Source organism: Paenibacillus sp. FSL L8-0333 (assembly GCF_037965665.1).
Classification (GTDB): domain Bacteria; phylum Bacillota; class Bacilli; order Paenibacillales; family Paenibacillaceae; genus Paenibacillus_AQ; species Paenibacillus_AQ odorifer.
In genome coordinates this window covers 5,066,753-5,083,076 of sequence record NZ_CP150186.1, presented here as the reverse complement: position 1 = coordinate 5,083,076, position 16,324 = coordinate 5,066,753, and the positions used below count along the sequence as shown (strand labels likewise).

Annotated in this window: 10 protein-coding genes; 9 read left to right on the top strand and 1 reads right to left on the bottom strand. The window is 47.3% G+C overall.

Annotation, left to right across the window (positions count from 1 at the left end; genetic code table 11):
• The first annotated feature begins 220 nt into the window (after positions 1-220).
• The 8 genes from NYE72_RS22755 (at position 221) to NYE72_RS22720 (ending at position 12,753) form a co-directional block, all read left to right on the top strand.
• The gene (locus NYE72_RS22755; protein ID WP_339210455.1) at positions 221-2,431 is read left to right on the top strand and encodes a helix-turn-helix domain-containing protein; all 2,211 of its coding nucleotides are present in this window, start codon (positions 221-223) and stop codon (positions 2,429-2,431) included.
• 272 nt (positions 2,432-2,703) lie between these two features.
• Positions 2,704-3,636, top strand: a complete 933-nt coding sequence (locus tag NYE72_RS22750; protein ID WP_244886372.1) for an ABC transporter permease subunit — start codon at positions 2,704-2,706, stop codon at positions 3,634-3,636.
• Positions 3,637-3,651: 15 nt separating this feature from the next.
• Complete coding sequence (locus NYE72_RS22745; RefSeq protein WP_036683268.1) at positions 3,652-4,554, top strand: carbohydrate ABC transporter permease; 903 nt, start codon at positions 3,652-3,654, stop codon at positions 4,552-4,554.
• A gap of 137 nt (positions 4,555-4,691) precedes the next feature.
• Positions 4,692-6,317, top strand: coding sequence for an extracellular solute-binding protein (locus NYE72_RS22740; RefSeq protein WP_052097525.1), 1,626 nt, complete (start codon positions 4,692-4,694; stop codon positions 6,315-6,317).
• Positions 6,318-6,414: 97 nt separating this feature from the next.
• Positions 6,415-7,548 carry an SGNH/GDSL hydrolase family protein gene (locus NYE72_RS22735; RefSeq protein ID WP_339210453.1) on the top strand — a complete coding sequence of 378 codons (1,134 nt, stop codon included), beginning with the start codon at positions 6,415-6,417 and terminating at the stop codon, positions 7,546-7,548.
• A gap of 65 nt (positions 7,549-7,613) precedes the next feature.
• Positions 7,614-7,880: a hypothetical protein gene (locus tag NYE72_RS22730; RefSeq protein WP_036683261.1), complete on the top strand. Its 267-nt coding sequence runs from the start codon at positions 7,614-7,616 to the stop codon at positions 7,878-7,880.
• Positions 7,881-8,065: 185 nt separating this feature from the next.
• Positions 8,066-10,450, top strand: coding sequence for a glycoside hydrolase family 95 protein (locus tag NYE72_RS22725; RefSeq protein WP_076224925.1), 2,385 nt, complete (start codon positions 8,066-8,068; stop codon positions 10,448-10,450).
• A gap of 248 nt (positions 10,451-10,698) precedes the next feature.
• On the top strand, positions 10,699-12,753 hold the full coding sequence (locus NYE72_RS22720) for an alpha-galactosidase (RefSeq protein ID WP_339210451.1): 2,055 nt from the start codon (positions 10,699-10,701) through the stop codon (positions 12,751-12,753).
• Positions 12,754-12,806: 53 nt separating this feature from the next.
• Here the strand turns inward: NYE72_RS22720 and NYE72_RS22715 are convergent, their stop codons facing one another.
• Positions 12,807-13,676, bottom strand: a complete 870-nt coding sequence (locus NYE72_RS22715) for an AraC family transcriptional regulator (protein ID WP_038572706.1) — start codon at positions 13,674-13,676, stop codon at positions 12,807-12,809.
• A 211-nt stretch (positions 13,677-13,887) separates the two neighbouring features.
• Here NYE72_RS22715 and NYE72_RS22710 point away from each other — a divergent pair, with 211 nt between their 5' ends.
• Entirely contained in the window at positions 13,888-16,209 is a 2,322-nt protein-coding gene (locus NYE72_RS22710; protein WP_076224922.1) for a glycoside hydrolase N-terminal domain-containing protein, read from the top strand.
• Positions 16,210-16,324: the final 115 nt, after the last annotated feature.

Below are 16,324 nucleotides of genomic sequence, written 5' to 3'. Positions count from 1 at the left end.
GCGTAGATCGCTGTTTTTTTTCCATTTCTGAAGAGGTGCAGGAGGGTGAAGTGAGTTCGAACCCTTGACTATGAAGTAAAATGTTTTAATCTATGGTAATGATAGCGCTATCGAAATGTCATATTGAGGGAGGCTAACTACGCTGAAATATTCCAATATCTTTCGTAAATTTCTAATCTCTTATGTGGTCATTTTGGTCATACCCAGCATTGGCGGGTACATGTCCTATCTAACCTCAATCTCCGTGACACAGTCCATCTCGATTGAGAATGGAGTCACTCAGCTTCAGAAAAGTCAGGAGATATTGGAGCGCCGTATGGCGGAGGTTGAAGGCTTTACCAGGCAATTGGCGGTCAACCAGGAGCTAAATGTTCTTATGAATGAAAGTGAAAATGAGACGAATGTGTATGGGATTTGGAAAACGATGCGGAATGTTTTGACTTTCGGCCAGACTAATGATTTTTTGCAAAACTATTATATTTACCTCGCCAACTATAATCTTATCCTAACCCCAGGTTCGACCTATCGTCCGGAGCATTACTACTCTAATTTCAACTATAAGGATCTTTCGTTACAGGATTGGAGAAAAGAAGTGCTTGAGACAACCCACCGCAGCGAGATCAAGCCACTTAGTGATTTTGTCAGCAGGGGGATGCAAACCTCGGTTATTACCTATATGCAGTCACTCCCCTTGGATAGCTTTAATGATTCCTCGCCGGCTGTCGCAGTAGTGATTATTGATGAAAAAAATATTTCCAGCTTGCTTTCAGGCCTGACCGAGCGATATGGGGGTTGGGTGCATATTAGTGATGCTAAAGGGAATACGATTGTTTTGCAAGGAAGCGATGAGCAGAAAATGGCCAAAATGCTCGACGATCCAGCTTTTGATAAGAATAAGGTCAGTCAGTTCTACAAGGATGATCTGGTGGTTACTACCCGTTCCGATTCCAATGGCTGGGTTTATCAGACCGGGATTCCTCAAGATATTTTGATGGAGAATGCTAACAAGATCAAAAGAATCTCCATACAAATTACGGGAGGCACTCTAATTATCGGTTTGATTGCCGGACTGGTATTAGCTTACCGTAACAGCGCGCCAATCAATCGTATGCTCAGTGTCATGAAGGAGCAATTCGGTAAAGAAGAAGCCTCGGAGAGGAATGAATTTGACTTTTTGAGCGGAAATATTGCCGATATGATTACCAAAAATAAGCTGCTCGAGTCCGAGCTTAACCGCCAGCTTCCTCTGGTCCGAGATGCCTTCCTGAAACGGCTGATTGCCGGTGAATTCAAGACGCGGGATGAAATTATCTCTGCAGCCAAGCAGGCGGATATCAGCATGAATCAGGATACTGGCTACGTAGGAATTGTTCAAATTAACGGTTATGCGGGTATGGACAGTGTTGAAATTCTGAACGAGCTGAGCGCTTCCCGGCTGCTGCTGAAACAGACCTTGGCTGATCTTGGCGTGGATGTCTTGATGACGGATATGGGCTCTGATAAAGTTGTAACGCTGTTCTTTTCTAGGGAAAAAGGAGCTGACAAGGAACAGGAAGCAGCGAATATCACCCAGACGATGGAGGAGCTCGCTCAAAATGTCTTTGATGAGTACCGCATTACCATTCTGGCGGGCTTCGGGGATCTATTCACAGAGGTAACGGAGGTTAGCCTTTCATATGATCAAGCGAAGCAGGCGCTGGAATATGCAGTTTACATGAATAAGAAAGGAATTATCTGGAGTAGTGAAGCTCAGATCGAGAATACAACTTATTATTATCCGCTGGATTCGGAGCAACGGTTAATCAGCACGATTCGAGCCGGAGAGCTAGAAGAAGCCGAACGGATTGTGCGTGCGATTATCGCCCAGAATATGGAGCAGCGAGAATTATCCATCGAAATGAAGCACCAGCTTGTCGGGGAAATGAAGGGGACTTTTCTCAAGCTATTGGATCAAAAGGCATTTACCGAATATTCAGAGATCGAGAGTGTCAAACGGCGGGTCATAGACATTGGCTCATCAGAGTCGCTTGAGACGATCCAGAACGAATTTTTTGACATTATGGAAGAGCTGTGCGGACTCATTGCGAATAAAAAGAAAGATATTCATATTCAGATCATCAAGCAGATTAAGGACTACACAGCAAAAAACTATTCGGATACGGAACTGACCCTCTACCGGGTGGCGGAACAGGTGGAGCGGCCGGAAAAATACATTTCCCAGCTGTTTAAAGAGGTAACGGGTGTCAACTTCTCCGACCATTTGATAAAAGTCAGAATGGATCAAGCCATTATCCTGCTCAAAGAGAATGGATTAACGGTGGATGAGATTGCCGTGCGGGTGGGCTACAACAGTTCACATTCCTTCAGACGCGCATTTAAAAGGTTGATGGGTGTCTCCCCGAGTACCTATAGACAATCTGTGGATGAATAAAAAAATATGCCATAACATACGGCTGCACTGTCCACTTTGGACGATGCAGTCTTTTTTCTGATTTCAACCCTGCAATTCGGAAAAATGGCCGTTCTACTGCTATTTTGTGCTCCTCAGATAAGGCGATTTGTACGCTGAAGTCCCCAAGTGTACCTTTCTTTTGGAGATAAAAGTCATCTATGATCAATCCGTAGAAAGCGCTATCAAAAATCACAGACATCTGCTTAGGGGGAATTGTTCTGGAGAAAGAAATAGTATTACATCGCAAGTCGTTGCCGAAAAGCAAAGGCCCCGCATTCTTACAAAATGCTCGCAAAAGCATAAAAAAGCACTGGCAGTTACATCTGCTTGTGATTCCGCCTTTGCTGTTTTTTATCATCTTCAAGTATTATCCGATGCTGAACACTGTCCTAGCCTTTAAGGACTATAACGTCATAAAAGGGATATGGGGAAGTCCATGGGTCGGATTTAAAAACTTCCAGCTCTTCTTTGAGAATCCGCAGTTTTGGACGCTGCTCAAGAATACTATTATGCTTAGTGGCTATCAGTTGCTGGCGGGTTTTCCAATCCCGATTATTCTTGCGCTCATGATTAATGAGGTACGGGGAGGAAGGTTTAAGAAATTCGTTCAGCTTGTATCGTTTGCTCCTTATTTCATCTCGACGGTTGTCATGGTGTCAATCGTTATGCTATTTCTGGCCCCACGGCTCGGTTTTGCCAACATTGCACTCAACTTCTTCGGACTGGATTCTATTAACTTCCTAGGTGAACCCGGCATGTTCCGTTCGATTTATGTGTGGTCTGATATTTGGCAGACAGCGGGCTACAGTGCAGTCGTATATTTGGCAGCGCTTGCAGGGATAGATCCAACACTTTATGAAGCTGCCAAAGTTGATGGAGCCTCGCGGTTTCAAAAAATCCGTCACGTCGATTTGCCAGGGATTGTGCCAACTATTGTTATCATTTTGATTCTGAATGTAGGGAATGTAATGGCGATCGGCTTTGAAAAAGTCTACCTGCTACAGAACCCGCTTAACCTCGTTAATTCTGAGATCATTGCCACTTATGTCTACCGGGTCGGTCTGTTGAATGCCAATTACAGCTTTGCAACTGCGGTGGGCCTGTTCAACTCCATCATCAACCTGGTTCTCTTATTTACAGTAAACGGTCTGGCGAAAAGAATCACGAAGAACAGCATCTGGTAGGAAAGGAGCTTATCTATGGCAGCAGCAGTTCAAAAAAAGATTAAAGAATCCGTCGGCGACAAAGCGTTCCTGATCACAATCTATATTGTGCTCACTCTTGTGGTAATCGCTGTACTTTATCCGCTTATTTTTATCATCAGCAGCTCAATCAGTAGTCCGGCAGCCGTGACCTCTGGTCGTGTCTGGCTCTGGCCTGTAGATATATCCTTCAAAGGTTTTAAAGTATTGCTGAATACGCCTGAGATTATCACTGGTTATGGAAACTCAATTTTCTACACCGCAGCGGGAACGCTGATTAGTATAACTTTAACGGTTATGATTGCTTATCCACTGTCTCGAAAAGGTTTTTTTGGACGAAATACACTGATGATGATCATTACCTTCACCATGATCTTCAGTGGGGGGCTAATTCCCACCTATTTGGTAGTGAAGGAGATGCATCTGATCGACACTCGGTGGGCGCTGTTGATTCCGAACGCCATTTGGGTCTGGCAGGTCATTATTGCCCGCTCCTTCTTTCAATCCTCGATTCCGGAGGAGCTTTTGGAAGCTAGTGAAATCGACGGCTGTAGTGATATGAGATTCATCTGGAGCGTGGTACTCCCGTTATCCAAACCGATTCTCGCAGTGTTGGTGCTTATGTACGCGGTAGGTCAATGGAATGCCTATTTCGATGCGTTGATTTATCTGAAATCAGCAGATTTGTTCCCCTTACAGCTTGTCCTGCGAAGCATCATCATTCAGAACAACAGCGCTGGTGGGGCTATGGACGTGGGGAAACTGGTCGAGAAACAACAGCTTTCCGAGCTGCTGAAGTATTCCTTAATTGTGATTGCCACCTTGCCGGTACTTGTTATCTATCCTTTCGTACAGCGTTATTTTGTACAGGGGATGCTTGTTGGTTCCGTCAAGGGTTGATCTTAGGAATCTCTTTTTTTGGAAAGGAGGTATGCCCGGAGTACACACTTAAGGTATCATCGTATCACCTGCTAAATTACAAAAGGGAGTGATAATATTTGAAGAAGCAAAGCTTGATAACTTTACTAATTCTGGTCATGGCATTTACGGTTGTAATTAGCGGATGTGCAAATAAAAATACAGGTAACGCATCCAGCACGCAGCAGGGCTCTGGTTCGGGTTCGTCTGGCAAGCCGGTTGAGATCAGCGTGTTCTCAGTTCAGGAATCCGGCATCGACCTTTCTACCAATAAATTCACAAAACATGTAGAAGAGAAATTTAATTTCAAATTCAACTGGCAGATCAATCCATCGGATGGTGCTCAGGAAAAACGCCAGATCTCACTGGCGAGTGGCGACTATCCAGATGCCTACCTGCTTACTCACTATATTGATCAATTCTCACAGGCCGATCTACTGAAATACGGCAAGCAAGGTGTACTCATTCCGCTAAATGATCTGATTGATAAATATGCTCCGAATATTAAAGCAGCCATGGAAAAGAACTCTGACCTAAGAACGTTTAATACTGCACCTGATGGCAACATTTACGGACTTGTAGCTTATACAGAATGCTTCCACTGTTCCTATCCTAGCAAAATGTGGCTGAATACTGAGTGGATGAAAAAGCTTAACTTGGAGATGCCGAAGACCACTGAGGAATTCAAAAATGTATTGAAAGCCTTTAAAACGCAAGACCCGAACGGCAACGGCAAAGCGGATGAAGTGCCGCTAAGCGGTTCCATCGAGGAGTTCGGCGTACGGATCGTTCCTTTTTTGATGAACGCATTTGTTTATGATGATGATCGTAATTACCTGAACATGAAGGATGGAAAGGTGCAATCTGCTGCCATTACTCCGGAGTGGAAAGAAGGATTGACCTATATTAAATCCCTGTTTGACGAAGGGTTAATTGATCCGGGTGCCTTTACACAAAACGCGGAAGCTTTTAAGAAAATCGGTGAAAATGCTGATGCAGAAATTCTAGGTGTCGGTGCAGGTATGCACCCAGCGATCTTCGTAAACATCGACCCGGGGAATACCCGCTCAGCACATTACAACCCGCTTCCTCCGATTTCGGGACCTTCAGGAATTTCTTATGCGACTCATGATGGAGGCGGCGTAGTCCCGGGTGCAAAATTCGTGATCACAAACAAAGCAAGTGAAGAAGCGCAAATTACACTGATCAAGATGGTGGATTATATGTTCACACCAGAAGGCCAAACGAATGGCGCAGCTGGCCTGAAGGGAACCGATTGGACCGATCCGGTTGAAGGCGATGTGGCGTTGGGTAAAGATGTTAAACCGATGATCAAATTAATTCCAGGTGAAGAAGGCGCAGCACCACGTAATGCGGGCTGGAGTGGTATGGCTCACTTCTATGAGCCTAAAGAATACCGTGATACTTACGTTCAAGGTACCGACATCTTTGCTTCTGATGGTTACGAACGTAGATTGTATGATGCGACTCTGCTATACGAAGGTCATGAACCTAAAGAGTTGTTCCCTATCTGGTCGATCTGGATTGATCCAAGTGAGATTGATGAAGCCAGCTTGCTGCAGACAAATTTGAAAAATTACATCGAACAAAATGAGCTGCAATTCATCACAGGCAACAAGGATCTGAACAAGGACTGGGACGCTTATGTAAAGGGATTGCAGAACTTGAAGCTTGACCGTTATCTCGAAATTTTACAAAAGGCTTATGATACTTCAAAAAAATAAATATTGAAATCAGAATCAGGTGCTGTATGATAGACCCCGCATCTGATTTCTTGATTTCAAGGAGAAAATATGGTTTTTTATGGATGGAGGTTGAGTTATGACAGACGAGAAACATTGCAATCATTCATTTGTAGTTCCGCGCCGTGGACTACCTCAAATTAACGGCAGGCTTACGGAAAAAGGGACTGTGACCGTTGCCTTTTTAGGCGGCTCAATTACGGAGGGGGCAGGTGCTTCCGAAGCAGACACATATAGCTGGAGAGCGCTCACCGGTAAGTATCTTCAGGAACGGTTTGCGGATCAGGAGTTCCGCTTCATCAACGCAGGAGTGGGAGGAACGAACTCAACTTTAGGTGCTCATCGATTACAGGAGCATGTCCTGCAGCAGGGCACAATTGATTTGTTATTCGTTGAATTTAGCGTCAATGACGGCAGTGACCGGGAAGAATCCATTAGAGGGATGGAGGGCATTGTCCGCCAATGCAGACGGTTGTCACCGGGCACTGATATTTGCTTTTTGTATACGGCAGCAGAGAAGAATCTCTCCGGGAGCAATCCCTTTAATATCGCTGTCCATGAAGAAGTAGCTGAGCATTATAAGCTTCCCTCTGTTAATTTTGCAGCTAGAGTCTATGCGCAGCTAGAGGCGGGACAAATGGAGTGGACTAAGCTGGCACCGGATGGATATCATCCCAATGATGACGGTCATGCGCTGTATGCTTCTTTTTTGCGAGAGTATCTGGAGACAGCGCTTGTTCCTGGCAAGACGAATTTGAGCAGCGAAAGCTCTTTAGATATTCCACCCTTGGCGGTGCAAAATTATGAATATGGCAGTCTGCTTGATTTCCGCGCGGCTGATCATGTGAACGGTTACGAACTTCGCGAACTGTCTGCAGGAGATCCGCTGATGAACTGGCGTTTTGGAACAGAGCATCTGTATACCCATAGCAAGGAGGCTATGTTTTCTTTTACCGTAACCGGGCAAAGCGCAGGCTTGATGCTGCTCTACGGACCGGACAGCGGGATTTTTGAATATTCGCTTAATGACAGTTCTTATAAAGCTGTGAACTTATTCGATGAATGGTGTCCGCTTGCCTTTCGGCCTATTATCGCCATGTTTCCGATCCGGGAACAACGTCAAGAACTGCGGGTTACAGTACGCATTACGGGGCTGAAGGACGAACAGAGTAAAGGTACCAGCCTGCGTATTCTGAAACTGCTGCACAATTGATTATTTAAAGCGGAGATATTATACTGCCAAATATTAAGCGTTTACAAAAAAGAAAGGCGGTGCCGATGATCACTTCTGCCGAGAATAATGCCTTAACTACTCCTACTGTAATCCGCCTGACGGATTATGGAGTACTGCCGGATTCTGGTTTAGACGCGCAGCCAGCCATGGTTCGGGCTATTCAGGCTGTCGCTGAAATTCCCGGCCCGGGACTACTGGATTGCCGAAGGGCTGCTATCATTTCTATCCGGACGAGGCCATCCGGAAACCTTATTTTATCTCGAATACTGCCAGCGAGGAAGAGAACCGGGATGTCACTAATCCAAGTTTGAGAGTATTGATGCGTTGGCCCTTAGTACCAAGAGCACCTGCGGACTGGTCTTTAAGTGCAATGGAATTCCGGCAGGCAGTGGTGAGGCGAGTCTTTCGAATCTTGATGATGCGATTGAATTAAATGCTGCAGTGAGGTTGAAATTGCTGATAATTTATTAAATGACAGATGGTGAGGAGAGCGCGTATGAAACTTCAATATGACAAGCCAGCATATGTATGGACGGAAGGTCTTCCAATTGGGAATGGACGTCTGGGCGGTATGATCTTCGGTGGTGTGGAACAGGAGAAAATTAGTCTGAACGAGGATACGCTTTGGTCAGGATACCCAAAAGAGGGTAACAATCCCGGTGCTAAAAACGTTCTGCCAAAGGTGCGACAGCTGATTCAAGAAGGCCGCTATGTTGAGGCGGACACGCTGACTAGAGAAATGATGGGGCCGTATACTCAATCTTATTTACCTTTTGGTGATCTATTGCTTCGTTTTGAGCATGGCAACGTCTATCATTCTTATCAGCGTACACTGGATGTGGAAAATGCGCTGCATCGCATTGAATATCAGATTGGCAATGTTACTTATACCCGTGAGATGTTCGCTTCTCATCCTGATCAGTTGCTTGTACTTCGTTTGACCGCAAGTGTGCCAGGCGCATTGAATGTGCATGCTACGCTGGAAAGTCCGCTCCGGCACAACCTTTATTCGCAAGGCGACAGCTTTGTACTATCGGGAACGGCACCGGAGCATGTAGATCCAAGCTATTTCGGGAGCGACAATCCCATCCGATACGGTGAATCAGGCAGCAGCAAGGGAATGGCTTTCGAAGGACAACTCTCCGTGACGGCGGATGACGGCCAAGTAACGGTTGATGGCAGTGGGATTCATTTGCTGGGTGCGACAGCGGCAACCTTTTATTTCAGTGCGGCTACAAGTTTTAAAGGGTATGACCTAATCCCGGGAATTGAAGGAAAAGATGCCTCCACCATTGCAGCTTCTTTCTTGGCAAGTGCTCAAGGCAAGTCTTACACCAGCCTGCTTCAAGCCCATATCACTGATTACCGGGCACTTTTCGATCGGGTGAAGCTTCGGCTGGGCAAGCCGCTGGCGCCGGAAGGAATGTCAACCGAGCAGCGGATTACGACTTACTCCGCGCAAGATCCGGGTCTAGTTGAGCTGCTGTTCCATTTCGGACGTTATTTGCTGATCGCAAGCTCGCGCCCCGGAACGCAGGCTGCCAATCTTCAGGGAATATGGAATGCCTCTACTCGTCCGCCTTGGAGCAGTAATTATACACTGAATATCAATACAGAAATGAACTATTGGCCCGCTGAGATTTGCAATCTGGCAGAATGTCATGAGCCACTTTTGGATTTCGTCGGCAATCTGGCGAAGAGAGGGGCGGATACCGCTCGGACCAACTATGGCACCCGGGGCTGGGTAGCTCATCATAACTCGGATCTTTGGGCACACACTGCACCGGTAGGTGATTATGGCGATGGAGATCCAAGCTGGGCTTATTGGCCAATGGGGGGTATCTGGCTGACTCAGCATCTTTGGGAACATTATGCTTTTGGCGGAGACACTGAATACTTGCGGGCTTCGGCTTATCCTGTCATGAAAGAGGCGGCTCTGTTCGCATTGGATTGGCTAATTGACGATGGCAAAGGCAATCTTGTGACCTCCCCGTCCACTTCACCAGAGCATAAATTCCGGACAGCGGAAGGTGTGGCTGCGGTCAGCCCGGGTGCCACAATGGATATATCGCTGATCTGGGAGTTGTTCACGAACTGTATCGAGGCATCTGTGATTCTTGGAACGGATGAAGCTTTGCGTGAAGAGCTGAAAAGTACCCGTGAGCGTCTATTGCCACTGCAGGTTGGCAAGTACGGGCAACTGCAGGAATGGTCCTCTGATTTTGAGGATGAGGACATGTATCACAGACATACCTCGCATCTGGTTGGTATTTATCCGGGCCGCCAGTTGTCAGAAGAAGAGACCCCTGAGCTATTTGCTGCGGCAAGAACCTCGCTGGAGCGGCGCGGGGATGAAAGCACAGGCTGGAGTCTGGGCTGGAGAGTCGCTTTATGGAGCCGCTTCCGGGATGGAAACCGTTCCCTGCGTCTGCTCTCCAACATGCTGCGGCTGGTGAAGGACGGGGAGTCGGAGCAGTATAATCACGGCGGAGTTTATGCCAATCTGCTCGGCGCGCATCCGCCGTTCCAGATTGATGGCAACTTCGCAGCCTCCGCCGGGATTGCCGAAATGCTGCTGCAATCTCACCGCGGCTATCTCGAACTACTGCCTGCATTGCCAAATGAATGGCAGGAGGGAAGCGTTGCAGGTTTACGTGCCCGCGGTGGCTTTGAAGTCAGCATTCAGTGGGACAACGGCAAGCTAGTGGAAGCGCAGATCACTTCGCTGCTGGGCACAGAATGTGTGATCCGCATGGATACTCTACTTAAGGTAACCTGTGGCAGCCACGATTTACAGTGTGAACATTCTGCCGAAGGAAGGGTAAGCTTCGCTACAACCGCGGGACAATCCTACAAGCTTATCATTGATGACCAGCAATAATCCGTTTAATAAGCGTATGAACAGCAGTAGGACCTGAACGTTTGGTCCTGCTGCTGTTTTTTGTATTGCTGCATGAATCTTCAGGACCAGCAGTGTTTAGGTAAGATGTGTTAGATCGCGGTATGGATCGGAAGATCGTTGTATAGAAAACGCTTTATCCGCTCTTTATAATGAGGTCATACTTGGGGGATACAGCTACTGAGACTACCGCCTTCAAGGTCCAAAATGCAGCAACAAGGAGGCAAATTATGCTAACTGACAGTAATACAACCGTAAACGTGAATACAGACACAACGTCTCTTATCCGTGTAACCAATGGCCTGGTGAATCTGGAGATTGATCTCGGAACAGGTGAGTCATCCGTTGTCGGCGGGACTTCTGCACATGTAAAGGGGATTCGCAGCGCCTTTCGCTGGCAGGGCCGGGAATATAATACTGAGCACTATCAGAGCCACGTGCTGAAGTTGCAGGAAGAGGTTGTTCGTGAAGGTTTTGGCAAAGGTGTTCATCTAGTGATTGTGCATGAAACATCCCTGCTGCCACAGCTGGAGCAGCATTTTTATATTTATGAGTCATCCTCATATGTGCTGATGCAAAGTGCGATCGCAAGCGATGAGGATATCAAAGCGAACCGCATGGCGGTCATTCAGAGCAAATCGGTATCACTCGGCGGCGAGTCAGGTCAACCGGATGAACCAAGCATCCTGCGTGTGCCTTACGACAACGATAAATGGGTCAGATATACAGTGGTGAAGCCACCTATGGATACAGAGAGCTACGAGGTAACAGCAGTGTTCGCGCCGGATAGCCGGCGAGGGATTATCATGGGTTCCATAACTCATAAGGTGTGGAAAACGGGTATCCGTATCAAAAGCGAGCGAAGCGGCCAGATCGAGGAGCTGGATCTTTACGGTGGGGCTGTGAGTGAATTAACCCGCGACTTTCAGCCGCACGGTTATGTAAAAGGCAAAAGAGTGGAGTCACCGCTCGTATTCGTAGGTTTTTATGACGATTACAGAGAAGGTCTTGAAGCTTACGGCCGGGCCAATACATGGATTGAAGCTCCGCTGGCTTGGGAGGGTGGCGTTCCTGTTGGCTGGAATAGCTGGTCTGCAGCAATGACTGAACTCGATTATGATTTGTATACGTCGACCAGTGAGTTTTTGAAAAAAGAAGTGCAGCCGTTAGGATTCCAGAATGAGGATACGCTGTACATCAACTTTGACGCTTTTTGGGATAATTTCACAGCAGAAGAGATGAAAAATGCACTTGAGCTAGTGCGGAAGAATGGTCATAGACCGGGAACCTACTGGACCCCTTTCGCTTTCTGGGGAAGTCCTTCTCAGTTCGGAGATGTCGTGGAGGGTACGAACGGTAAATACACCTATGGCGATATCCTGCTTCGGGACAGCGAAGGAGAGATTCTGCCGGATGTTGATGGAGGGCTAGCCATTGACCCCACACATCCGGGGAACCTGCAAAGAATGGATTGGTATACAAATAAATTCATCTCGGAAGGATTCGAGTATATCAAGCTGGATTTCTTAGCACATGGCGCACTGGAAGGGCAGCATCACAATCCGGAGATTACGACGGGCATTGCGGCGTATCACTACGGTATGTCCTACTTGCAGAACAAGCTGTCTCTAGAGGTAATTGGTCGACCGTTCTTTATTAATCTGTCCATCGCACCGTTGTTCCCTTATGCATTTGCACATAGCCGGCGTGTCTCTTGTGATGTTTTTGGCACGCTGCAGGATACAGAATACATGCTCAACTCTTTAACCCATGGCTGGTGGATGAGCGATTCATTGTACCGTTACAATGATCCTGACCATTCCGTACTGTACAAGAGCCATAACCAGGAAGCCACGGGCTGGCATGAAGGTCGCAGCCGGCTAACCGCTTCGGTGATCGCGGGAACGGTGCTGCTGCTAGGGGATGACTTCCGAAAAGAGGAAGCCGCCGCCCGGGCCAAAGCTTGGCTGAGCAATAAGGACATTATGGATGTTGCTCGTCTTGGCAAAACCTTCAGACCGATAGAAGGGGACCTCGGCAAGCAATCCTGTGATACTTTTGTGCTCGAATCTGCAGAAGAAAATGCTTTTTATATAGCCGTCTTCAATTACGATGCCGTGAAATCCGCTCCTAGATCTATCTCATTAGAACGTGCAGGGCTGAATGCTCAAGGTGCTTACCAGCTGCTGGACCTATGGGAAGGTGTAGAAGGGGAAACCTCAGGAGAGCTGGAAGTTACGCTTGAACCCGCAGAATCTAAAATCTTCAAATTGACAGCAAAATAAAAAAGAATACGCGCCCTCTGCTTCTTGCGGATAGCGCGTATTTTTTTTATAACCTATATTTGTATTCGGCTTAGCGGATTAAGGCGGTATTGTGTGGGATTTATGCCGTAACAGGCACTGAAATGTCTGGAAAAGGGATGGATCGAAGGATAGCCTAATTTCTCAGCAATGGCAGTAACACTTAGCTCGCTCTCCAGAAGCAGACCTGCCGCCCGTCGCATAACGAGATTATGATGATAAGCGCGCGGCGTCATCCCGGTTTCTCGCAGAAACAGCTCATGAAAATAGGTTCGCTTGAGTCCGCAGAGATGTGCCCAGTCTTCGATAGATTTACCACGTTCGGGATGAGTGTTCAAATACTCCAACAGGCGGACAATCCGATAATCGCTTGGCTGATGCTGATGGAGGGCATTATACCAGCTTAATATCCAACCGTATAACAAGCTATGGACCGCTTCATTCCGGTAGAATATCGCTTCATTGTATATTTTGGCAATCATCACAAGACTATCGTATAGCTGTGGATATTTAGCTAGCGGGAAGACGCAAGGCAATTCGTTCAGCTCGGCGCAGGGGACTTCGGTGGCCTTTTTCTCAAGCCTTAAGGGTTCAGGCGCATGGATAAAAGAAAGATTAGTAGACATAGGCGACTGCTTGTCCCACAAATCAAAATAGACATTGTAGGACGAGAGTGGATGAGAAGGGGAAATATGAAAGGCATGTGGCTGGCCGGGACGGAGAAACACCAGTGTTCTACGCTCAATCGGATAACGAATTCCGTCGATTTCCATCTCACCGGGGCCATCGGTAAACAGATGAAAAGCGTAGGCATTGCCGACGCGCAGATGCTCATTGCTGCTGCCGTCGTACAGATAAGGCATGATTGCTCCAACATACGGTGTGATTTCAGATAGTTTGTTCATACTATACCCCTTTTCTAGCAGCATTTCTTAATTCTGGCCTGTAGTTAAATGTTTGGGATAACGGATAAATTGTCAAATGAATGAACGAGTCAACAAAGACTATTAATACCGACAATGTTACGATAAATGCGATAAATAGACAATGCTAATAAAGAAATAAGCGAATTAATTAACAACACTTTGAGGTCTATTACAGACAGGAGACGATCTAATGAGCGATTTTAAATTGTGGTATTCAACCCCTGCAACAAGCTGGTTGCAAGGTTTGCCATTGGGCAACGGAAGAATAGGTGCTGTTATAATGGCGGCGCCGCATCGTGAGGTTTGGAGCATGAGCGAGGTGACCTATTGGTCTGGGCAAAAGGATCCCGACCCTGCTCCTGCCGGAGGTAGAACTGCGCTTGAAGAGGCGCGAAGTCACTTTTTTGCCGGCGATTATGACAGCGGTGATCGTTTAGCCAAACAGTATTTACAGCCTAAAAAACAAAATTTCGGTACGAACCTGGGATTATGCGAGGTTGTTATTGATTTTGCCCAGGATGCGGATGTTAAATCAGGCGGTGTGTTTCGGCGGGAGCTGGAATTGACAAGTGCAGTGGCTGGGGCGGTCTATGAGAGCGGCGAAACAACCATCCATCGAGAGGTCTTCGCTTCACATGCCGATGATCTGTTAGTTTCAAGAATTTGGAGCGATAAGCCTGGAGGTGTATCCTTTACGCTTGCCATCGAAGGTGGGACAGAATCGTTTACGACTGAGGTTGTGGATGGCGACACCATTGAATTCAAGGGGCAAGCTACAGAAAAGGTGCATAGTAATGGTAAATGCGGGGTATGGGCAAAAGGGCAGCTCAAAGTAAGTCTATCCGGCGGTACGATCTACAGGGGGGATGGCCGATTAAGAGTTTCCGGAGCTAATGAGGCCCGGATTTATTTTGGGGTCAGTACCGATTATCGCCGGAGCAACCAGGATTGGGAGACGGAGAGCTACAGCAACCTACGGCAGGCTTTAACCAAAGGTTATGCACAGTTAAAAGAAGATCATATTCAAGATTACCGTCAGGAATATGAAAAGGTGGATATTCAATTGGGAAGCTCCGGGAAAGAAAGTCTGCCTACCGATCAGCGGATTAGGTTGCTGGCACAGGATCAGGTGGAGGACCCTCATTTGTTCGCATTGTTCCTCCAGTATGGCCGCTACCTGACCATTGCCGGATCACGGGAAGATTCACCTCTTCCACTGCACTTGCAGGGAATCTGGAATGACGGTGAGGCTTGTCGTATGGGCTGGAGCTGCGACTATCATCTCGATATTAATACACAGATGAATTATTATCCGACAGAAGTCGTGAACCTTGGGGACAGCCACCTTCCATTGATGCGATATATTGAAGATTTATCTCAGGCGGGAAGATCAACTGCACGCGATTTATATGGCAGCAAAGGATGGGTGGCGCATGTATTCTCTAACGTCTGGGGTTTTACAGCTCCGGGCTGGGAAACCTCATGGGGGCTCAATGTCACAGGCGGATTATGGATTGCAACCCATCTGATGGAGCATTATGAATATAGTCAGGATCGTGTATTTCTAGAGCGCCAGGCATATCCTGTTCTAAAAGAAGCCGCAGAATTCTTCCTCGACTATATGACGATTCATCCGAAATATGGCTGGCTGGTGACGGGTCCTTCGAACTCGCCAGAGAACAGCTTCTATCCCGCCGATAGCAGCGAGGGTGCACAGCAGTTGTCTATGGGCTCTACCATGGATCAAGTGCTCGTACAGGATCTTTTCGAGTTCTGCCTGAAGTCTGCGGTGTTGCTCGATACAGATGTGGAGCTTCAGCTGAAGCTAAAGGAAGCTATTGCTAAGTTACCCCCGCTACAGATTGGCAAAAGAGGTCAGCTGCAGGAGTGGCTTGAAGATTATGAAGAAGCGCAACCTGAGCATCGACACTTGGCTCATTTGTTCGCTTTGTATCCAAGCAACCAGATTACACCGGACAGAACACCGGAGTTAAGTGCGGCAGCAAGGGTAACGCTGGAGAACCGGATGGCTCAGGAAGAACTGGAGGATGTAGAGTTCACCGCCGCCTTATTCGGCCTTAGTTTTGCCAGACTATATGACGGGGAGAAGGCGTATAAGCATATCTCTCATTTGATTAGCGGACTGTGCTTTGATAATCTGTTCAGTTTCTCCAAATCAGGGATTGGTGGGGCAGAGTGCAATATCTTTGTCGTGGATGGCAACTTTGGCGGGACGGCTACCATTGCAGAGATGCTGCTGCAAAGCCACGCGGATGAAATTCATCTGTTGCCAGCGCTCCCGCAAGCCTGGAATACAGGATCGGTGTCTGGATTACGAGCCAAAGGAAAGGTAGAGGTAGACATAGTTTGGGAGAAGGGGCAGTTGACGGAAGCTACGCTTCGCACCTACTCACCGGGAACGGTGACCCTTCGATGGGGAGATCAGAGAAATACCTTCCAAGCAGAAACAGGAGGAAGCTACTATTTCAACAGCCAATTGGAGCTGTTATAATAATTCGGCGGGGGCGATGAGCCTCCGTTTTCATTATGCGTCCGAATAATGATGAGTAGGTATCGAAGAGCTATCTGGTCTGCTTAGGACCCGATAGCCTTTTTACAAGCACGTT